Raw genomic sequence first — 19,278 nt, 5'->3', positions numbered from 1 at the left:
CGTATTCAGTTCATCGCGCCGAGCACGATGCCGAGGAAGGTCATCTTCGCCAGCGCATAAAGCGCCACGGCGATCACCAGATAGGCCACCGAATGGGCGGCGATGACCAGTACCTTGCGCGTCATGCCGGCGGTGTAGTCTTCGAGCATCATCTGCGCGCCCTTGGCGAAGTGGCGCATGCCCACAACCACGAGCAGCGCGGTCACGATCGCCGGGAAGGGGCGCGAGAAGGTCGCGATCACGCCTTCCTGGCTCTGCCCGAGGGCACGCCCGAAGACGATCAGGAAGACCGGCACGAGGAAGGCCAGCGCGACGGCCGAAACCGTCATGTACCAGTGGTGCTCGGTGCCGGTATGGGAGGCACCCTTGCCCACGGCGCGTTTGCGATCGGTCAGGTAATGCATGAATGCCTCCTCAGACCATGACGATGATGACGGTGATGATGGTCAGAACCACCGACCCGATGATGCAGGCCCAGCCGAGCTTCTCGGCGGTCTCGATCTCGAGGCCCTTGCCGGCGTCGAAGTAGAGGTGACGCAGGCCGGCGAGATAGTGATACCACACCGCCCAGGCCGAGAGCGTGAACACCAGATCGCCGAACCAGGAGGTGACGATCGCGTTCACGAAATCGAAATAGCCGGGGCTCGTGGTCGCCGCGAGCAGCCACCAGACCGCGAGAAGCGCGCTTGCGATGAGGGCGTTGCCGGTGATCCGGGTCAGGATCGACGACATCGAGGTCATCTGCGGGCGGTAATACGGGCCGATCATGAAGGGGGAAAGGGGCCGTTCAACCCGTTTCGTTTCAGCCATTTTGGGTCCCTCTGTCGCTGGGCCCCGTTGGCGCGCCGGTCGAGGGCGGCGGGCGCGGGCGGGGCTGGCCGGAATTGCGCCTCCTGAATAGCGCATATTTCGCCCAAGTCACGAGCCCAGATTCGCGAATTGTCGCTTTCCGGCCGGGAAACGCGCAAAAAAAGAGCTTCGTGATCACAAATTTTCAGCGCGTGATCACGTGATTGCGCTCACACGACTCAGCGAGCGACGGCACGGAATGCGGCCCCGCCCCTTGCAACCGCAGCGTGTTGCGCCCAGCATTCCAGGCCGGAAACGCACTTGCCCGAAAGGAGCCGGCGATGACCGAAACCGCGACCAAGACCCCCGTGCATGAACATTCCGTTCCCTTCTTCTGGCCGATGGCAGCGGGGATCGAACTGGGCGAGGCGGGGCTCGACGCCTTTCGCCGGAACCTGAAATTCGTTGACCTTGCCGAGAAGATCGACCACCCGCCGCAGCCCGGCTGGGCGACGAAGAACCGGGTGCGGCTCGATCTCGATACGATGCGGCTGCGCGACTTCTCGGCCGAGGGCGCGACGGGGGTGCCGGTGCTGGTCGACGCCCCCTTTGCCGGCCACAACGCGACCATCGCCGATTTCGCCCCGGGGCAGAGCCTTGCCGCCACGCTGCTGGCGAACGGCATCGGCCGGGTGCTGGTGACGGACTGGAAGACCGCCACCGAGGAGATGCGCGATTTCGACATCGACAAGTATCTGGCCGAGCTCAATGTCGTGGTCGACGACCTTGGGGGCCGGGTGATCCTTGTCGGCCTGTGCCAGGGCGGCTGGATGAGCGCGATGTTCGCCGCGCGCTTCCCCGAGAAGGTCGCCGCACTGGTGCTTGCCGGCGCGCCGATCGACACCGACGCCGGGCACGGGCCGATCCGGGCGATGGCGCATCGGCTGCCGCTGTCCTTCTATGAAGAGTTTGTCACCGCGGGTGGCGGCCGGATGATGGGGACGAACATGCTGGCGGGCTGGAAGAACATGCACCCCGACAAGCAGTTCGTGGAGAAGTACCTCGATCTTTACGCCCATCTCGACGACCGCAACTATATCAAGCGCACCGAGACCTTCGAGCGCTGGTACGAGAACCCCGTCGACCTGCCCGGGCGCTATTACCTCCAGGCGATCGACCTGTTGTTCAAGAAGAACCTCTTCGCCAAGGGGGCGTTCCGCGGGCTTGGGCAAAAGCTGCAGCTGAAGGACATCACCTGCCCCGCCTATCTGTTGGCGGGCGCCTCGGACGACATCACCACCAAGGAACAGGTCTTTGCGGCGCGCGATCTTCTTGGCACGCCGAAGGAGAAGATCACCAAGAAGCTGGTGCCGGGCGGGCATATCGGGCTTTTCATGGGCAGCCGGACGCTCGCCGAGGAATGGCCGCTGATCGCGGCCTGGCTGAAGGACAACGGCGGCGCCTGAGCCCCGCCGTCGTGCCCGCGTTGCACGCGGAATTTGAGTATTTGGGCCGAGAAAAAGCCCGGAGCCCACGAAGGTGCCCGGGCGTTTTCCTTTCGGATCACATCGGCATCAGCGCCCAATAGTCGAGATCGAGCAGCACCTCGGGCGCGTATTTGCCGTCTTCGCCCTTCAGCGCGAACTCGGCCGCGCCCTGCTTGACCGCGACCAGCCGCAGCCGGATCGCGCCGACGCCCGGGGCATCGGTCTCGGCCTTGTCGAGCACCTCGGACCAGGCCTTGACGGTGTCGCCGGCAAAGCAGGGGTTCGCGTGCGCGCCGCCGTTCAGCGCCACGATCATCTGCGCATTGGCAAGCCCGTTGAACGACAGCGCGCGGGCCATCGAGATCACATGGCCGCCATAGATCAGCCGCTTGCCGTCGTCGCGGAAGGTGGCGTCGAAATGCACCTTGGCGGTGTTCTGCCACAGCCGCGTGGCGATCATGTGCTCGGCTTCCTCGATCGTCACGCCGTCGACATGGTCGATCTTCTCGCCGATCTCGTAATCGCCCCAGCGGTGCGGCTCGCCGGCCAGACCGAAGTCATAGTCGCTGAAATCGAGCCCCTCGGGCACCACCAGATCCGCGGCCGGCACCACCTTTTGCAGCGCGGGAAGCACGGTTTCCGGCGCCGGCGCCGACAGGTCGCCCTTGCGCACCATCACCCAGCGGACATATTCGAGCACGACCTCGTCCATCTGGTTCAGCCCGCGGGTGCGGACATAGACGACGCCCGACTTGCCGTTCGAGTTCTCCTTGACGCCGATCACCTCGCTTTCCGAGCGCAGCGTGTCGCCCGGCCAGACCGGCTTCAGCCAGCGCCCCTCGGCATAGCCGAGATTGGCGACGGCGTTCAGCGACACGTCGGGCACGGTCTTGCCGAAGACCACATGGAAGGCGATCAGATCGTCAAGCGGGCTGCCGTCGAGGCCGGAGGCGGCGGCGAACTCATCCGAGGAGTAAAGCGCGTGGCGCGCCGGATAGAGCGCGTGATAGAGCGCGCGCTCGCCCTCGGCCACCGTGCGCGGCACGGCGTGGCGGATCACCTGCCCGACCTTGTAATCCTCGAAGAAACGGCCCGGATTGGTCTTTGCCATCATTGCTCTCCCAGCTTCATCTCGGGGTCATAGTCCTTGCCCGGCACCTCCTTGGTGACGGCCTGCGCACAGCGCATCACGCCCTTCGCGGCGTCGAAGCCATAGGCGGGCGAGCCGTGCAGCTCCCACCCTTTCGACAGTGCGAGCGAGACCTTGTGGCAGAAGGCCGAGGTGTCGTCCTCGGTCAGCAGACGATAGAGTTTCATCGCATCACCCGAATGTCGGATAGCCGGCCGCGTAATGCAGCCCGGCGATCGCCCCATAGACGATGACCGTGCCAAGCACCGCCATCGCTTCCTTGCGCGCCCCGCCGGTGGCGGCGGGCGGCGCCCATTTCGTGCGGTTGGTCAGCACGATCTCGACCAGCGCCCAGAGCCCGAGCCCGCCGAAGAGCACAAAGCTCGGCGTGTCGCCATTCACCAGCAGATGCGCGAGCGACCAGATCAGCATCCCGGTCAGCATCGGGTGGCGATAGTGTCGCGCGACCCAGGTCTTCATCCCGGCCGCGGCGAAAAGATAGACCGCGACCAGCATCAGCAGGTTGTTGATGCCCGCCAGCGCCGGGGTGCGCACCCAGTACACGGTGCCGAACCAGGAGCGGTAGCCGATTACCATCAGCACCACGCCGACGACGATCGCCGCGGTGACCGCCGGCCGCTCCGCCGCACCAAGGGCCCGGGAAAAGCCCGGGAAGATCCGTTTCGCCAGATGCGGCAGGCTCCACAGCAGGAGACCGAGGACCAGAAGCGCCATGTGATTGCCTTTCAGTTGCCCAGAGCGGCAATCGCCTCCGCCTTGGCGAGGATCTGCCGCGCCGTCACGATATGCAGGTTTTCGACGATCTTTCCATCCACGACCGCGACACCGAGCCCGGCTTTCTCGGCCTCGTCGAAAGCGGCGATCTGGCGCTGCGCCAGGTCGATCTCGGCCGCCGAGGGGGCGAAGGCCGCATTCGCGATCTCGAGCTGAGCGGGGTGGATCAGGGTCTTGCCGTCAAAGCCCATGTCGCGGCCCTGGTCGCATTCGACTTTCAGCCCGTCCTCGTCCTTGAAGGCGTTGTAGACGCCGTCGACGATGATCTTGCCGAAGGCCTTGGCGGCGAGCAGGCAGGTGCCGAGCCCGGCCATCATCGGCAGACGGTCAGCGCGGAAACGGCTCTGCAGCTCCTTCGCGAGGTCGTTGGTGCCCATCACCATGCCCTCGAGCCGGGGGTGCGAGGCGATCTCGGCCGCGTTCAGCATGCCGAGCGCGGTCTCCATCATCGCCCAGAGCGGCACGCCCGGGATCAGGTCGGCGACCGCGTCGAGGTCGGATTTGCGCGACACCTTCGGGATCAGGATCGCGTCGACCTTGGCGCCCTCGCGGATCGCGGCGGCAAAGGCGCGCAGGTCGTCCCGGCCCCACTCGGTATCGAGCCCGTTGACCCGCACGATGCGCGCCCGCGCAGCGTAATCCGCCTCTTTCAGCGCCTTCGCCAGGATCGCGCGGGCGTTCACCTTCTCGTCGACCGCGACCGCATCCTCAAGGTCGAAGATGATCGCGTCGCAGGCGAGGCCCGTGGCCTTTTCGAGCGCGCGCTCCTTCGAGCCGGGGATATAGAGCACCGAGCGATAGGGACGGGACGTGCCGTGAGCGGTCATGATTCTCTCCTCGCAACAATCTTTCGCCAAAGACCACACATCCGACACTTTCAGCAAGAGGAGATTTGCCGCATCGCAGAACCATTCGGTACAGCCGCAGCGCGCGACTCGCCCTCTTCCCCTTCGGGCCGGATCAAGATTTCGGCATACAACGGCATGCCGAACGGTTTCGGGCCGCGCCGGGCCCTTGCCAGACGGGGCGCGAAGGGCTAACCCTGCCGCGTCAGTTTCAACACATCCATCCTGACCTTTGGAGGAATCCCATGGCCCGACCCAAGATCGCCCTCATCGGCGCCGGCCAGATCGGCGGCACGCTCGCCCATCTCGCCGCGATCAAAGAACTCGGTGACGTCGTCCTGTTCGACATCGCCGAAGGCACGCCCCAGGGCAAGGCGCTCGACATCGCCGAATCCGGCCCCTCCGAAGGCTTCGACGCCACGCTGAAGGGCACCACCGATTACGCCGACATCGCCGGCGCCGACGTCTGCATCGTGACCGCCGGCGTGCCGCGCAAGCCCGGCATGTCGCGTGACGACCTGCTCGGCATCAACCTCAAGGTGATGAAGTCGGTCGGCGAAGGCATCGGCAAACATGCTCCGAACGCGTTCGTGATCTGCATCACCAACCCGCTCGACGCGATGGTCTGGGCGCTGCAGCAGTTCTCGGGCCTGCCGGCGGAGAAGGTCGTCGGCATGGCCGGCGTGCTCGACTCGGCGCGCTTCCGTCACTTCCTCTCGGTCGAGTTCAACGTCTCGATGAAGGACGTCACCGCCTTCGTTCTGGGCGGCCACGGCGACACCATGGTGCCGCTCGCCCGCTACTCGACCGTTGCCGGCATCCCGCTGCCGGACCTGATCGAGATGGGCTGGACCACCCAGGAAAAGCTCGACGCGATCATCCAGCGCACCCGTGACGGCGGCGCCGAGATCGTCGGCCTGCTGAAGACCGGCTCGGCCTTCTACGCGCCGGCCACCTCGGCGATCGAGATGGCGGAAGCCTATCTCAAGGACCAGAAGCGCCTGCTGCCCTGCGCCGCCTACGTCAAGGGCGCCTTCGGCCTCGACGGCATGTATGTCGGCGTGCCGACGATCATCGGTGCCGGCGGCATCGAGAAGGTCGTCGACATCAAGCTGAACAAGGACGAGCAGGTGATGTTCGACAAGTCGGTCGACGCGGTGAAGGGCCTCGTCGCGGCCTGCAAGGGCATCGACCCGACCCTCGCCTGATCCGGCAAGGATTGTCTCTCGGGAAAGGCGCGGCTTCGGCCGCGCCTTTTTCGTTGCGCTCAGGCGGCGACGAGGGGGGCGGGATCGAAGCCGAACGTCTGCGCCGCCCGCGCGAACAGCGCCGCCTCATGCGCAAGGAGCGCGCGGTCAAAGCCCGCGGGGGTCAGGTCGACCGCGCCGACCACCCGCGCCGTGCGTGCCGCAATCTGCGGATCGAAGCGGGCGAGCACGCCTTCGCGTTCGAGCACGCGCGCCTGTTTCGCGTCGATCACCTTCGCCGCCAGCCACTGCGCATGCAGCGCGCGCGCATTATGCGCCGCGCCCGCCATCGCCTCGAACTGCAACTGCCGCTGTGGCGCGTGCGAAGGCGGGTTCTTCGCCATCGCATTCAGCGCACGGCGCATCATCTTCAGCGCGTAATGCAGCTCGGTCAGCCCGTCGTAATGCAGAAGCTCGAGCTTGGCCGTGCCGTCATAGGACACATCGCGCCCGCCACCGCTCCACTCGCGCATCGGCCGGTGCACGCCGATGAACAGCCCCCGCCCCGACCGCACCGCGCATTTGCCGAGGTTGTGCCCGCACAGCCCCTTGTTCAGCAGCGCCAGAGCGGCGTCGTCATAGATCACGCCGCCGCGGGCATTGAAGCCCGCCCAGGGCCGGCGAAAGACGCCCGAAAAGATGTCGGCCGCCGGCAGATCGTCGAGATGGGTGCGCTCGGCGACAGCGATCTTCACCCAACTCGCGCCGTGACGGACAGCGCTCAGCACCTCGGCCACACTCTCGCCCGCCGTGGGCAGCACGAATTCGTCGGCGTCGCAATGCACCAGCCAGTCGAGCTTCGTCTCGGCCAGCATCCGGCTGGCGTGATACTTCTGCCGGCCCAGATGCTTGGCCGGGCGGTAGCCGTTCGAAAACGCCCAGCCGTCGTCGCCCGCGTCATGCAGCACCGCCCCCGGCACCCCTGCCAGCAGGTCGCGCGCTTCGGGATTGGGGCGGTCGAGGCAGACATGGACCTCGTCGGCGCCGAGGTCGAGATGATGGGCGACGAAAGCCGCAATCAACGCCGCCGGCTCGTCCGCCAGTGCCACCACGCCCCATCTGTCCATGACCTCTCCACCCCTCAAGAAACCCGCCGGAGTCTTTCCGATTCCTTCGTCCCGGGCAAGCCTCATGCTGCCCCGCAGCATTTGTGATCACGCTCCCGAATGGTGTGATCACAAAGTGCGGTTTTCTGCCGATCCGGGCATCCGGCACGCATTTATCAGTTTGTTACACGCCCCGAATGTGCCACACCACCATGCAAATCGCACCAGCATGGGAACTCTGCCATGAACATTCATGAATATCAGGCGAAGCAGCTCCTCAAGAGCTACGGCTGCCCGGTCTCCGAGGGCCGTCCGGTCCTGAAGGCCGACGAAGCCAAGACCGCCGCCTCGGAACTCGACGGCCCGCTCTGGGTGGTCAAGGCCCAGATCCATGCCGGCGGCCGCGGCAAGGGCAAGTTCAAGGAGCCGGAAGCCGGCGAAAAGGGCGGCGTCCGCCTCGCGAAGTCGGTGGAGGAGGCTGCCGAACTCGCCAAGCAGATGCTCGGCCGCACCCTGGTGACGCACCAGACCGGCCCGGCCGGCAAGCAGGTGAACCGCATCTACATCGAGGACGGTTCGGACATCTCGCGCGAGCTCTACCTCGCGCTGCTGGTTGACCGCCAGACCTCGCGCGTCTCCTTCGTCGTCTCGACCGAAGGCGGCATGGACATCGAGGAAGTGGCCGCCCACACCCCCGAGAAGATCATGTCCTTCTCGGTCGACCCGGCGACCGGGCTGAGCGATTTCCACGGCCGCCGCGTGGCCTTCGCCCTCGGGCTCGAAGGCGCGCAGGTCAAGCAGTGCGTCGCGCTGGTCAAGAACCTCTACCGTGCCTTCATCGAGAAGGACATGGAGATGCTCGAGATCAACCCGCTGATCGTGATGACCGACGGCAATCTCAAGCTGCTCGACGCCAAGCTCGGCTTCGACAACAACGCGCTCTACCGTCACTCCGACATCATGGCGCTGCGCGACGAGACCGAAGAGGACCCGAAGGAGCTCGAAGCCTCGAAGTACGACCTGAACTACATCGCGCTCGACGGTGAGATCGGCTGCATGGTGAACGGCGCGGGCCTCGCCATGGCGACGATGGACATCATCAAGCTCTACGGTGCGGAACCGGCGAACTTCCTCGATGTGGGCGGCGGCGCGACCAAGGAAAAGGTCACCGAAGCCTTCAAGATCATCACCTCGGACCCGAACGTGAAGGGCATCCTGGTCAACATCTTCGGCGGCATCATGCGCTGCGACATCATCGCCGAGGGCGTCATCGCCGCGGTGAAGGAAGTCGGGCTGAAGGTTCCGCTGGTGGTGCGTCTCGAAGGCACCAACGTCGAGCTGGGCAAGGAGATCATCTCGAAATCCGGCCTGAACGTGATCGCGGCGGACAACCTCGCCGACGGCGCCCAGAAAATCGTGAAAGCTGTGAAGGGCTAAGAACATGGCAGTCCTCGTCAACAAAGAAACCAAAGTCATCTGCCAGGGCATCACCGGCTCGCAGGGCACCTTCCACACCGAGCAGGCGATCGCCTACGGCACCAAGATGGTCGGCGGCGTGACGCCGGGCAAGGGCGGTTCCGAGCACCTCGGCCTGCCAGTGTACAACTCGGTCCACGAGGCTGTGGCCAAGACCGGCGCCAACGCGACCGCGATCTACGTGCCGCCGCCCTTCGCCGCCGACAGTATCCTCGAGGCGATCGACGCCGAGATCGAGCTCATCGTCTGCATCACCGAGGGCATTCCGGTGCTCGACATGATGAAGGTGAAGCGCGCGCTGATCGACAGCAAGTCGCGTCTGATCGGGCCGAACTGCCCGGGCGTCATGACCCCCGACGAATGCAAGATCGGCATCATGCCGGGCTCGATCTTCAAGCGCGGCTCGGTGGGCGTGGTTTCGCGTTCGGGCACGCTGACCTATGAAGCGGTGAAACAGACGACCGACATCGGTCTGGGCCAGTCCTCGGCTGTCGGCATCGGCGGCGACCCGATCAAGGGCACCGAGCATATCGACGTGCTCGACATGTTCCTCGACGACCCGGAAACCACCTCGATCATCATGATCGGCGAAATCGGTGGCTCGGCCGAAGAGGAAGCCGCGGAGTTCCTGAAGGAGCAGAAGAAGAAGGGCCGCTGGAAGCCGACCGCCGGCTTCATCGCGGGCCGCACCGCTCCTCCCGGCCGTCGCATGGGCCACGCGGGCGCCATCGTCTCGGGCGGCAAGGGCGACGCCGGCTCGAAGATCGAAGCGATGCGCTCGGCCGGTATCGTGGTGGCCGAAAGCCCCGCCCATCTCGGCGAAGCCGTGATGAAGGCGATCAAGGGCGAATGAGTTCCGGGAGGCCGCGGGAGACCGCGGCCTCCATTCCCACTCCGCAGTGCCGAGCGGGCCCGATGGCCCGTTCTGCCCTTCTGAGTGATCCCAAAGGCCGGACGCGGCCGGAGTTCGGAGGTTGAGATGAGAAACGTGACGTCTGGCACCCTGGCCGCGGCCATTGCCCTCGTGATGCTGGCAGCCTGCAGCGGCGGCCCCGGCAAGGACCCGATCCCGCTTTCGGCATCCGGCCCGATCACCACCTATCCGATCATCGGCACCAGCAAGGTCCCGCAGGGAACCACGCCGACCGGCTCGACCGGTTACGCCGTGGCCAATTCCGCCCGTTCCAACGGCTCCATCGTCGCCGGCACCGCCGCGACCTGCGGGGCCGCGAATGCCGGCGGTGAATACGAGCTAGCCTGTGCCCAGGCGGCCGGTCAACCGGGCGCTGCCTATCCCTACAAGTGACGCAGCGTTCCGCAGGAGTATGAAGACAATGAAACGTGGACTTCCGGCTGTCTCGGCCGCGCTGGCGGCGCTGATGCTCGCGGGCTGCATGACTGCAGCCCCCGGCAGCAGCACCGAGACGGCCGCGCTGGCACCGCCGGTGCCGAAGGACGAGCGCTCGCACGGCACCTTCGAGCAGATGACCGGCATCAATGGCGATGCCGTCTCGGCGATCTCGGGCGACACCAGGCGCGCCTATATCTATTTCGATTTCTTCGCCGCCGACAAAACCGCGGTGAAAGCCGCGCCGGCGAAGCTCTGTGGCCATTACGGCAAGGGCCTGAAATCGTCCTTCGTCACCGAGCCGGGCGACCGCGAACCCGGCATCAAGGTTCTCGTGGTGGACTGCGCAGGCTGATCCGCCACACCCGCCCCTCACCGGCCCCTCAGCCGTTTCCAAGGACAACCGTCATGAATGACCAATCCCCCAACGAACAGTTCGAAGCCTCGAGCTTCCTGCAAGGCGCGAACGCGGATTACGTCGAACAGCTTTACGCCCGTTTCGCCGCCGACCCGAGCTCGGTCGACACCGCCTGGGCTGCCTTCTTCGCATCGCTCGGCGACGACGAGCTCGACGTGAAGAAATCGGCGCAGGGCGCATCCTGGGCGCGCTCCGACTGGCCGCCGAGCCCGAATGACGACCTGACCGGCGCGCTGACCGGCGAATGGCCGATGGTGCCGGCGAAGGAAGCCAAGGCTGCCGGCGACAAGATCAAGGCGAAGGCCGCCGAGGCCGGCGTGCAGGTCTCCGAAGACGCGGTGAAGCGCGCCGTTCTCGACTCGGTGCGCGCGATCATGATCATCCGCGCCTATCGTATTCGCGGCCATCTGATCGCCGATCTCGACCCGCTGCACATGCGCGACGAGACGAGCCACCCCGAGCTCGACCCGAAGTCCTACGGCTTCACCGATGCCGACATGGACCGCCCGATCTTCATCGACAACGTGCTCGGCCTGCAGGTCGCGTCGATGCGGCAGATCATCGACGTGCTGAAGCGCACCTATTGCGGCACCTTCGCGCTGCAGTACATGCACATCTCGAACCCCGAGGAAGCCGCCTGGCTGAAGGAGCGGATCGAGGGCTATGGCAAGGAGATCCAGTTCACCCGGGAAGGCCGCCGCGCCATCCTGAACAAGCTGGTCGAGGCCGAGGGCTTCGAGAAGTTCCTGCACGTCAAGTACATGGGCACCAAGCGCTTCGGCCTTGACGGCGGTGAAGCGCTGATCCCGGCGATGGAACAGATCATCAAGCGCGGCGGCAACCTCGGCCTGAAGGAGGTCGTCTTCGGCATGCCGCACCGCGGCCGTCTGTCGGTCCTGGCCAACGTGATGATGAAGCCCTACCGGGCGATCTTCCACGAATTCCAGGGCGGTTCCTACAAGCCCGACGACGTCGACGGTTCGGGCGACGTGAAGTATCACCTCGGCGCCTCGGCCGACCGTACCTTCGACGAGCACACCGTCCACCTGTCGCTGACCGCCAACCCCTCGCACCTCGAGGCGGTGAACCCGGTCGCGCTTGGCAAGGTGCGCGCGAAGCAGGACCAGCTGAACGACGCCGACCGCACCCAGGTGATGGCGGTGCTGCTGCATGGTGACGCGGCCTTCGCCGGTCAGGGCGTGGTGGCGGAATGCTTCCAGCTTTCCGGCATCCGCGGCCACCGCACCGGCGGCACCATCCACATCGTGGTGAACAACCAGATCGGCTTCACCACGGCGCCGCATTTCTCGCGCTCCTCGCCCTACCCGACCGATATCGCGCTGATGGTGGAAGCCCCGATCTTCCACGTCAACGGCGACGATCCGGAAGCGGTGGTGCACGCCGCCAAGGTGGCGACCGAGTTCCGCCAGAAGTTCCACAAGGACGTGGTCATCGACATCTTCTGCTATCGCCGCTTCGGTCACAACGAAGGCGACGAGCCGATGTTCACCAACCCGGCGATGTACAAGAACATCAAGGGCCACAAGACCACGCTGCAGCTCTACACCGAGCGTCTCGTTGCCGACGGGCTGATCCCGGAAGGCGAGATCGAGGACATGAAGGCCGCCTTCCAGGCGAAGCTGAACGAGGAATTCGAGATCGGCAAGGCGTTCAAACCGAACAAGGCCGACTGGCTCGACGGCCGCTGGAAGCACCTCGACCGGCAAACGCAGGACTATGACGCCGGCGTCACCCCGATCTCGCCCGAGCAACTGGCCGAGCTGGGCAAAGCGCTGACCTCGCATCCCGACAGCTTCGACATCCACAAGACCGTGGCGCGTCTGCTCGAGTCGAAGAAGAAGATGTTCGAGACCGGCGCCGGCTTCGACTGGGCGACGGCCGAGGCGCTGGCCTTCGGCTCGCTGCTCACCGAAGGGTTCGCGGTGCGCCTGTCCGGTCAGGACTGCACCCGCGGCACCTTCTCGCAGCGCCATTCCGCCTTCATCGACCAGACCACCGAGGAACGCTACTACCCGCTGAACCACATCAAGCCGGGTCAGGCGCGTTACGAGGTGATCGACTCGATGCTGTCGGAATATGCGGTGCTCGGCTTCGAGTACGGCTATTCGCTGGCCGAGCCGAACGCGCTCACCCTGTGGGAAGCTCAGTTCGGCGATTTCGCCAACGGCGCGCAGATCATGTTCGACCAGTTCATCAACTCGGGCGAACGCAAGTGGCTGCGCATGTCGGGCCTCGTCTGCCTGCTGCCGCACGGCTTCGAGGGCCAGGGCCCCGAGCACAGCTCGGCCCGTCTCGAACGCTTCCTGCAGCTCTCGGCGGAAGACAACTGGATCGTGGCGAACTGCTCGACCCCGGCGAACTACTTTCACATCCTGCGCCGGCAGATCCACCGCAACTTCCGCAAGCCGCTGATCCTGATGACGCCGAAGTCGCTTCTGCGTCACCCGCTGTGCACCTCGAAGGCCGAGGAATTCACCACCGGCTCCTTCTTCCGCCGCGTGATGTGGGACGACGCCGACGTGCAGCAGAAGCACGGCAACTCGGAGTTCCGGGTGAAGCCGGACAGCGAGATCAAGCGCGTCGTGATCTGCTCGGGCAAGGTCTACTATGACCTGCTGGCCGAGCGCGACAAGCGTGGCCTCGAGGATGTCTACATCCTGCGCCTCGAACAGTTCTACCCGTTCCCGGCGCATTCGATGGTGACCGAGCTCTCGCGCTTCAAGGACGCCGAGGTGATCTGGTGCCAGGAAGAGCCGAAGAACCAGGGCGCCTGGACCTTCGTCGAGCCGAACATCGAGTGGGTGCTGTCGAAGATCGACGCCAAGCACTCGCGTCCGCGCTATGCCGGCCGCAACGCCTCGGCCTCGCCGGCGACGGGTCTTGCCAAGAGCCACAAGGCGGAGCAGGACGCGCTCGTCAACGACGCGCTGGAGGGCTGATCGATGACCGAAGTCCGCGTCCCCACGCTTGGCGAGAGCGTCTCGGAAGCCACCGTCGCCACCTGGTTCAAGAAACCGGGTGACGCGGTCGCCGCCGACGAGATGCTGTGCGAGCTCGAGACCGACAAGGTGACCGTCGAGGTTCCGGCCCCCGCCGCGGGTGTGCTGGCCGAGATCGTCGCCGCCGAGGGCGAGACGGTGGGCGTGAACGCCCTTCTCGCCACGATCAACGAAGCGGGCGCCGCGGCGCCCGCCCCGCAACCCAAATCCGAAGGCGCGGCAGCCCCTCAGCCGGCCGCGCAACAGTCCAAAGAGGTCAAGATGACGGACGTGATGGTGCCCGCCCTGGGCGAGAGCGTGTCGGAAGCCACGGTTTCCACCTGGTTCAAGAAAGTGGGCGACACGGTCGCGCAGGACGAGATGCTGTGCGAGCTTGAAACCGACAAGGTCTCGGTCGAGGTTCCCTCGCCCGTCGCCGGCGTGCTGACCGAGATCGTCGCCCCCGAGGGCGCGACCGTCGCCGCCTCGGCGAAGCTTGCCGTCGTGGCCGAAGGCGCGGCCGGTGCGGTCGCCGCGCCTGCCGCCGCCGCTCCGGCCGCAGCCCCCGCCCCGGCCGCGGCGCCCGCCGGCAAGGATGTCGAGGATGCGCCCGCCGCGAAGAAGGCGATGGCCGAAGCCGGCCTCACCCCCTCGCAGGTCACCGGCACCGGCCGTGACGGCCGGATCATGAAGGAAGACGTCGCCGCGGCCGCCGCCAAGGCTGCCGCCGCTCCGGCCGTCTCGATCGCCCCCGCCCCGGCCTCGGCCCCGCGCGCCCCGGTCTCGTCGGACGACGCCGCCCGCGAGGAACGCGTGAAGATGACGCGCCTGCGCGCCACCATCGCCCGCCGCCTGAAGGATGCGCAGAACACCGCCGCGATGCTGACGACCTACAACGAGGTCGACATGTCCGCGATCATGGCGCTGCGCAACGAGTACAAGGACGCCTTCGAGAAGAAGCACGGCGTCCGCATGGGCTTCATGTCCTTCTTCACCAAGGCCTGCTGCCACGCGCTGAAGGAAGTGCCGGAAGTCAACGCCGAGATCGACGGCGGCGATGTCGTCTACAAGCATTACGTCCACATGGGCGTGGCTGCGGGCACGCCCACGGGCCTCGTCGTTCCGGTGATCCGCGACGCCGACCAGATGTCGTTCGCCGACATCGAGAAGGCGATCTCCGAAAAGGGCAAGCGCGCCCGTGACGGCAAGCTGACCATGGCGGAAATGCAGGGCGGCACCTTCACCATCTCGAACGGCGGCGTCTACGGCTCGCTGATGTCTTCGCCGATCCTGAACCCGCCGCAGTCGGGCATCCTCGGCATGCACAAGATCCAGGATCGCCCGGTCGTGGTGAACGGCCAGATCGTGATCCGCCCGATGATGTATCTGGCGCTGAGCTATGATCACCGCATCGTCGACGGCAAGGGCGCCGTGACCTTCCTCGTCCGCGTCAAGGAAGCGCTTGAAGACCCGCGCCGCCTGCTGCTGGATCTGTGATCCTTCGCGGTGACGGCTCAGGCCGTCACCGCTCCTTCGCTGCCTTACCGGCCCCCCTCGCATCAGTCTGCACGAGAAGTATGAGTACCACTGTCAAGTCTATCCGCATTCGCAGCTTCGCCCTGGGGCTTCTTGCCCTGCCCCTTCTTTCGGCCTGCGCACCGGCACCAAGCGCCGTTCCCCCAGCCGATCAAACCGCTGCATTTAGCTATAAGCGGGAGATGCTGAGAAAGGGGTCCGTGTACAATGGCATCACCCAGTCGGATCCATCGCTGATGACCGTGACCTATGCGATGCAGTGCGAGAACGAGGCGAGCTACAAAGCGGCAAGCGGCAAGATTGCAGCGATGCCGGGTGTTGTTTCCGCCCTGGGGCCGAACATCATCCGCGAGGGGGAGCGCCGTAGGGCCAATGCGGTCACGCAGCCGCTCGGCTGCACGGTTACGCTGGTTCAGCTCACCCAAGGCAGCGCCGATAAGACTGCAATTGTCCAGTGGCTTGTCCAGAATCCGCAGGCCATGTCGGAACTGAAGCGACACCGCTGAGACCAACCGGGCGCCGCGCGTCCGATCCGAATTGAGGAGAGTTTAAATGGCAGAATTTGATGTGATCGTGATCGGCGGCGGCCCGGGTGGCTATGTCTGTGCGATCCGCTGCGCCCAGCTGGGCCTCAAGACCGCCTGTGTCGAGGGCCGTGGCGCCCTTGGCGGCACCTGCCTGAACGTCGGCTGCATCCCCTCGAAGGCGCTGCTGAACGCCACGCACCACCTGCACGAGGTGCACGAGAACTTCGAGAAGATGGGCCTCACCGGCGCCAAGGTGAAGGTCGACTGGGCGAAGATGCAGTCCTACAAGCAGGACGTCATCGACGGCAACACCAAGGGCATCGAGTTCCTGTTCAAGAAGAACAAGGTGACCTACCTGCAGGGCTGGGGCTCGATCCCGGCCGCGGGTCAGGTGAAGGTGGGCGACGAGGTCCACTCGGCCAAGGCGATCGTGATCGCCACCGGCTCGGAACCGGCCTCGCTGCCGGGCATCGAGATCGACGAGGACACCGTCGTCACCTCGACCGGCGCGCTCTCGCTGCCGAAGATCCCGAAGTCGATGGTGGTCATCGGCGCCGGCGTCATCGGCCTCGAGATGGGCTCGGTCTATGCCCGCCTCGGCACCGAAGTGACCGTCGTCGAATATCTCGACGCGATCACCCCGGGCATGGACGGCGAGGTTGCCAAGAACTTCCAGAAGATCCTCACCAAGCAGGGGCTGAAGTTCGTCCTCGGCGCCGCGGTGCAGGGCGTCGAGAAGGGCAAGGGCAAGAACACCGTCAAATACAAGCTGCGCAAGGACGAGAGTGAGGCCGCGATCGAGGCCGAGGTGGTGCTCGTCGCGACCGGCCGCAAGCCCTATACCGCGGGTCTCGGCCTCGAGGCGCTCGGCGTCGAGATGCTGCCGCGCGGCCAGGTGAAGACCGACGCGCATTGGGCGACCTCGGTGAAGGGCATCTACGCGATCGGCGACGCGATCGTCGGCCCGATGCTCGCCCACAAGGCCGAGGACGAGGGCATGGCGGTGGCCGAGGTGATCGCCGGCAAGCATGGCCACGTGAACTATGACGTGATCCCGGGCGTGATCTACACCACCCCCGAGGTGGCCTCGGTCGGCAAGACCGAAGAGGTGCTGAAGCAGGAAGGCCGCGCCTACAAGGTCGGCAAGTTCTCCTTCATGGGCAACGGCCGGGCGAAGGCGGTGTTCCAGTCGGAGGGCTTCGTGAAGCTGATCGTCGATGCGGGCACCGACCGCATCCTCGGCTGCCACATCATCGGGCCGTCGGCGGGCGAGCTGATCCACGAGATCTGCGTCGCGATGGAATTTGGTGCCTCGGCGCAGGATATCGCGCTGACCTGCCACGCCCACCCGACCTTCTCGGAAGCGGTGCGCGAGGCGGCGCTCGCCTGCGGCGATGGCGCAATCCACGCCTGAGGCCCCGGCCTGCCACGAACATCGGAAAGGCGGCCCTCGGGCCGCCTTTCTTCATTTGCGCAGGCGAGATCCGCCGCATAGTTCCGCCAACTCGGCACGGCAGGCCCAGAGCCGGGCAGCGCGGCCCGCCGCCGCGGCTCAGCCCGCCTCCGAGGTCGCCGCCATCTTCGCCGCGAACTCGCGCCGCAGGGCCTTGCGGATCTCCGCGGCCTTCCAGCGCTGCGTCTCGACCTCGGTCGCGGGCAGCAGCCGTGGCACTTCGGCGGGCCGCCCCTCGTCATCGACCGCGACCATGGTGAAATAGCAGCTGTTGGTGTGCCGCCGGGTGCCGCGGGTGATGTTCTCGGCCTCGACCCGGATGCCGATCTCCATCGAGCTGCGCCCGGTGTGGTTCACCGCGGCGCGGAAAAGGACCAGCTCGCCCACATGGATCGGCTCCTTGAAGGTCACCTGATCGACCGACAGCGTCACCGCATAGCGCCCCGAATAGCGCGAGGCGAGCGAGAAGGCGACGCGGTCGAGCCAGTTCAAGAGCGCGCCGCCATGCACCTTGCCCGAGAAATTCGCCATGTCCGGCGTCATCAGCACCGTCATCTCGAGCACTTTTCGCTCGTCGTCGGTCAGGGTCTCGCTCATCGGCACCTCCGTTTCGGGCCAGCATGCCCCCGGGCGCGGAAAGGTCAATCCCCCTGCCCTGCCCGTGCTTCACTGCGCGAGGTGGCGCAGCCCCTGGGTCACGTCGGTGCGCACTGCAAGCCGCAGCCCCGGCTCGTCGCCCGCCCGCAATGCGGCGAGGATCAGCCGGTGGTGGCGCGGCGGCTCGTTGCGCTGGATCCGGCCGTAGAGCGCGCGCATGGTGGGGCCGAGCTGCAGCCAGACGGTCTCGATCACCGCCAGCATCGCCGGCGCCTGCGCGCGCAGGTAAAGGGTGCGGTGGAACTCGAGATTGGTGCGGATGTAGCCCACGGCGTCATGCTTGGCGACCGCCTCGGCATTCGCGGTGTTGATCGCGCCGAGCCGGTCGATCAGCGCGAGGTGGGCGCGCGGCAGGGCGCGGGAGGCGAGTTCCGGCTCGATCAGCGCACGCAGCGCGGCAAGCTCCTCGATCCGCTCGTTCGACAGCTCCGGCGTCGTCACCCGGCCCGAGGAGGAGAGCATCAGCGCGCCCTCGGCAATCAGCCGGCGCAGCGCCTCGCGCACCGGGGTCATCGAGACGTCGAACTGTTTCGCCAGCCCGCGCAGGGTCAGCGCCTGGCCGGGGGCCAGCTCGCCATGCATGATCTGCAGCCGCAGCGTGCGGTAGATCCGGTCATGCGCGGCGGTCTCGATCGGGCGGGTGGTGATCGTGGTCATGGGGCGTATGTGATCACGAATCCGCCCCGCGTCAATGCCGCGCCGTCAGTCGCGGAAGCGGATCGCCTGCAACGCGCCCCCCTCGCGCTTCAGCCAGGCGCGATGCGGAGCGTAATCGGGCATCAGTCGCGCCACCTCGGCCCAGAAGGCGGGCGAATGGTTCATCTGCGCCAGATGCGCGACCTCATGCGCCGCGACGTAATCAAGCACGGCGGGCGGCGCCATGATCAGCCGCCAGGAATAGGAGAGCGAGCCGTCGGCCGCGCAGGAGCCCCAGCGCGAGCGGGTGTCGCGCAGGGTGATGCGGCGGAAGGGACGGCCCAGCACCTCGGCGTGGCGCTCGGTCGCGGCCTGCAGGCGCAGCCGGGCGCAATGGCGCAGGAAGGCCTCGAGCCGCGTCGCCAGCCGGTCCTCGCCCGGCGGCACGATCAGCCGCCCGGGTTCGAGCCGCGGCGCCCGCACCGCGCCCGGCTCGATCCGCCGCTCCTCGCCCTCGACCGGCAGGGTGGCGCCGAAGGCCGGGCGGCGCAACGCCGGCATCGCGGCCAGCGTGCGGCGCAGCCACTCGCCATGGCCCTGCGCGAAGGCCAGCGCCTCGGCGAGCGGCGCACGGGTCGGCAGGGTCAGCACCACCTGCCCATCGAGTCGCGACACCCGCAGGCTGAACCGCCGCGCCCGGGCCGAGCGGCGCAGCGTGAGCGCGACGCCGGGCAGGTCAGGCAGGGTGAAACGGCTTGAGTCCATCGGTCTTCCGGGGCTTCGGGGCGGTTCGCGGCACACGAGCGCCGCCGCGGGGCAGAAAGCGCGAAAAGGCTTTGACACCCCCCCGCATGTATGGCAGTTGGCTGCGACTCTGTGCGAAAGAGCTT

Annotated in this window: 20 protein-coding genes; 10 read left to right on the top strand and 10 right to left on the bottom strand. The window is 66.4% G+C overall.

The window, feature by feature from the left end:
• Nucleotides 1-5 precede the first annotated feature (5 nt).
• Together EOW65_RS05960 and sdhC are read right to left on the bottom strand one after the other, a co-directional pair.
• Nucleotides 6-404 carry a succinate dehydrogenase, hydrophobic membrane anchor protein gene (locus EOW65_RS05960; protein ID WP_128148066.1) on the bottom strand — a complete coding sequence of 133 codons (399 nt, stop codon included), beginning with the start codon at nt 402-404 and terminating at the stop codon, nt 6-8.
• Nucleotides 405-414: 10 nt separating this feature from the next.
• Entirely contained in the window at nt 415-810 is a 396-nt protein-coding gene (sdhC, locus tag EOW65_RS05955; RefSeq protein ID WP_128148065.1) for a succinate dehydrogenase, cytochrome b556 subunit, read from the bottom strand.
• 320 nt (nt 811-1,130) lie between these two features.
• On the opposite strand from sdhC, the gene EOW65_RS05950 reads away from it, so the two are divergent.
• Entirely contained in the window at nt 1,131-2,255 is a 1,125-nt protein-coding gene (locus EOW65_RS05950; RefSeq protein WP_128148064.1) for an alpha/beta fold hydrolase, read from the top strand.
• Nucleotides 2,256-2,352: 97 nt separating this feature from the next.
• Here the strand turns inward: EOW65_RS05950 and EOW65_RS05945 are convergent, their stop codons facing one another.
• From EOW65_RS05945 to EOW65_RS05930, 4 genes are read right to left on the bottom strand one after another with little or no spacing between them, the layout of a single operon-like run.
• Nucleotides 2,353-3,387 (bottom strand): MaoC family dehydratase, encoded by a 1,035-nt coding sequence (locus tag EOW65_RS05945; protein WP_128148063.1) that lies wholly within the window; start codon nt 3,385-3,387, stop codon nt 2,353-2,355.
• A complete protein-coding gene (locus tag EOW65_RS05940) occupies nt 3,387-3,593 on the bottom strand; it encodes a DUF1737 domain-containing protein (protein WP_128148062.1) in 207 nt (68 codons plus the stop codon). The genes EOW65_RS05945 and EOW65_RS05940 overlap by 1 nt, the downstream gene beginning before the upstream one ends.
• A gap of 4 nt (nt 3,594-3,597) precedes the next feature.
• Complete coding sequence (locus tag EOW65_RS05935) at nt 3,598-4,140, bottom strand: NnrU family protein (protein WP_128148061.1); 543 nt, start codon at nt 4,138-4,140, stop codon at nt 3,598-3,600.
• 11 nt (nt 4,141-4,151) lie between these two features.
• A complete protein-coding gene (locus tag EOW65_RS05930) occupies nt 4,152-5,027 on the bottom strand; it encodes an HpcH/HpaI aldolase/citrate lyase family protein (protein WP_128148060.1) in 876 nt (291 codons plus the stop codon).
• 263 nt (nt 5,028-5,290) lie between these two features.
• Here EOW65_RS05930 and mdh point away from each other — a divergent pair, with 263 nt between their 5' ends.
• On the top strand, nt 5,291-6,253 hold the full coding sequence (mdh, locus tag EOW65_RS05925) for a malate dehydrogenase (protein ID WP_128148059.1): 963 nt from the start codon (nt 5,291-5,293) through the stop codon (nt 6,251-6,253).
• A 59-nt stretch (nt 6,254-6,312) separates the two neighbouring features.
• Here the strand turns inward: mdh and EOW65_RS05920 are convergent, their stop codons facing one another.
• Nucleotides 6,313-7,359 (bottom strand): glycosyltransferase family 2 protein, encoded by a 1,047-nt coding sequence (locus tag EOW65_RS05920; RefSeq protein WP_164880009.1) that lies wholly within the window; start codon nt 7,357-7,359, stop codon nt 6,313-6,315.
• A 222-nt stretch (nt 7,360-7,581) separates the two neighbouring features.
• On the opposite strand from EOW65_RS05920, the gene sucC reads away from it, so the two are divergent.
• The 8 genes from sucC (at nt 7,582) to lpdA (ending at nt 17,056) form a co-directional block, all read left to right on the top strand.
• The gene (gene sucC / locus EOW65_RS05915) at nt 7,582-8,775 is read left to right on the top strand and encodes an ADP-forming succinate--CoA ligase subunit beta (RefSeq protein ID WP_121533844.1); all 1,194 of its coding nucleotides are present in this window, start codon (nt 7,582-7,584) and stop codon (nt 8,773-8,775) included.
• A gap of 4 nt (nt 8,776-8,779) precedes the next feature.
• A complete protein-coding gene (gene sucD / locus EOW65_RS05910; RefSeq protein WP_128148057.1) occupies nt 8,780-9,667 on the top strand; it encodes a succinate--CoA ligase subunit alpha in 888 nt (295 codons plus the stop codon).
• A gap of 126 nt (nt 9,668-9,793) precedes the next feature.
• On the top strand, nt 9,794-10,120 hold the full coding sequence (locus EOW65_RS05905; protein WP_128148056.1) for a hypothetical protein: 327 nt from the start codon (nt 9,794-9,796) through the stop codon (nt 10,118-10,120).
• A gap of 28 nt (nt 10,121-10,148) precedes the next feature.
• Nucleotides 10,149-10,517 carry a hypothetical protein gene (locus tag EOW65_RS05900; RefSeq protein WP_128148055.1) on the top strand — a complete coding sequence of 123 codons (369 nt, stop codon included), beginning with the start codon at nt 10,149-10,151 and terminating at the stop codon, nt 10,515-10,517.
• A 53-nt stretch (nt 10,518-10,570) separates the two neighbouring features.
• The gene (locus EOW65_RS05895) at nt 10,571-13,540 is read left to right on the top strand and encodes a 2-oxoglutarate dehydrogenase E1 component (RefSeq protein WP_128148054.1); all 2,970 of its coding nucleotides are present in this window, start codon (nt 10,571-10,573) and stop codon (nt 13,538-13,540) included.
• 3 nt (nt 13,541-13,543) lie between these two features.
• Nucleotides 13,544-15,076, top strand: coding sequence for a 2-oxoglutarate dehydrogenase complex dihydrolipoyllysine-residue succinyltransferase (gene odhB, locus EOW65_RS05890; protein ID WP_128148053.1), 1,533 nt, complete (start codon nt 13,544-13,546; stop codon nt 15,074-15,076).
• Nucleotides 15,077-15,156: 80 nt separating this feature from the next.
• Nucleotides 15,157-15,621 carry a hypothetical protein gene (locus tag EOW65_RS05885; RefSeq protein ID WP_128148052.1) on the top strand — a complete coding sequence of 155 codons (465 nt, stop codon included), beginning with the start codon at nt 15,157-15,159 and terminating at the stop codon, nt 15,619-15,621.
• 46 nt (nt 15,622-15,667) lie between these two features.
• Complete coding sequence (gene lpdA / locus EOW65_RS05880) at nt 15,668-17,056, top strand: dihydrolipoyl dehydrogenase (protein ID WP_128148051.1); 1,389 nt, start codon at nt 15,668-15,670, stop codon at nt 17,054-17,056.
• A 138-nt stretch (nt 17,057-17,194) separates the two neighbouring features.
• Here the strand turns inward: lpdA and EOW65_RS05875 are convergent, their stop codons facing one another.
• From EOW65_RS05875 to EOW65_RS05865, 3 genes are all read right to left on the bottom strand, one after another.
• Nucleotides 17,195-17,692 (bottom strand): acyl-CoA thioesterase, encoded by a 498-nt coding sequence (locus EOW65_RS05875; RefSeq protein WP_128148050.1) that lies wholly within the window; start codon nt 17,690-17,692, stop codon nt 17,195-17,197.
• A gap of 69 nt (nt 17,693-17,761) precedes the next feature.
• On the bottom strand, nt 17,762-18,409 hold the full coding sequence (locus tag EOW65_RS05870; RefSeq protein WP_128148049.1) for a GntR family transcriptional regulator: 648 nt from the start codon (nt 18,407-18,409) through the stop codon (nt 17,762-17,764).
• A 45-nt stretch (nt 18,410-18,454) separates the two neighbouring features.
• Entirely contained in the window at nt 18,455-19,153 is a 699-nt protein-coding gene (locus tag EOW65_RS05865; protein WP_128148048.1) for a M48 family metallopeptidase, read from the bottom strand.
• Between the last annotated feature and the right edge of the window lie 125 nt (nt 19,154-19,278).

This window comes from Paenirhodobacter ferrireducens (assembly GCF_004022265.1).
GTDB lineage: Bacteria > Pseudomonadota > Alphaproteobacteria > Rhodobacterales > Rhodobacteraceae > Rhodobacter > Rhodobacter ferrireducens.
Note: the sequence above shows the minus strand (reverse complement) of the source record. Positions and strands in the feature narration are given on the sequence as shown.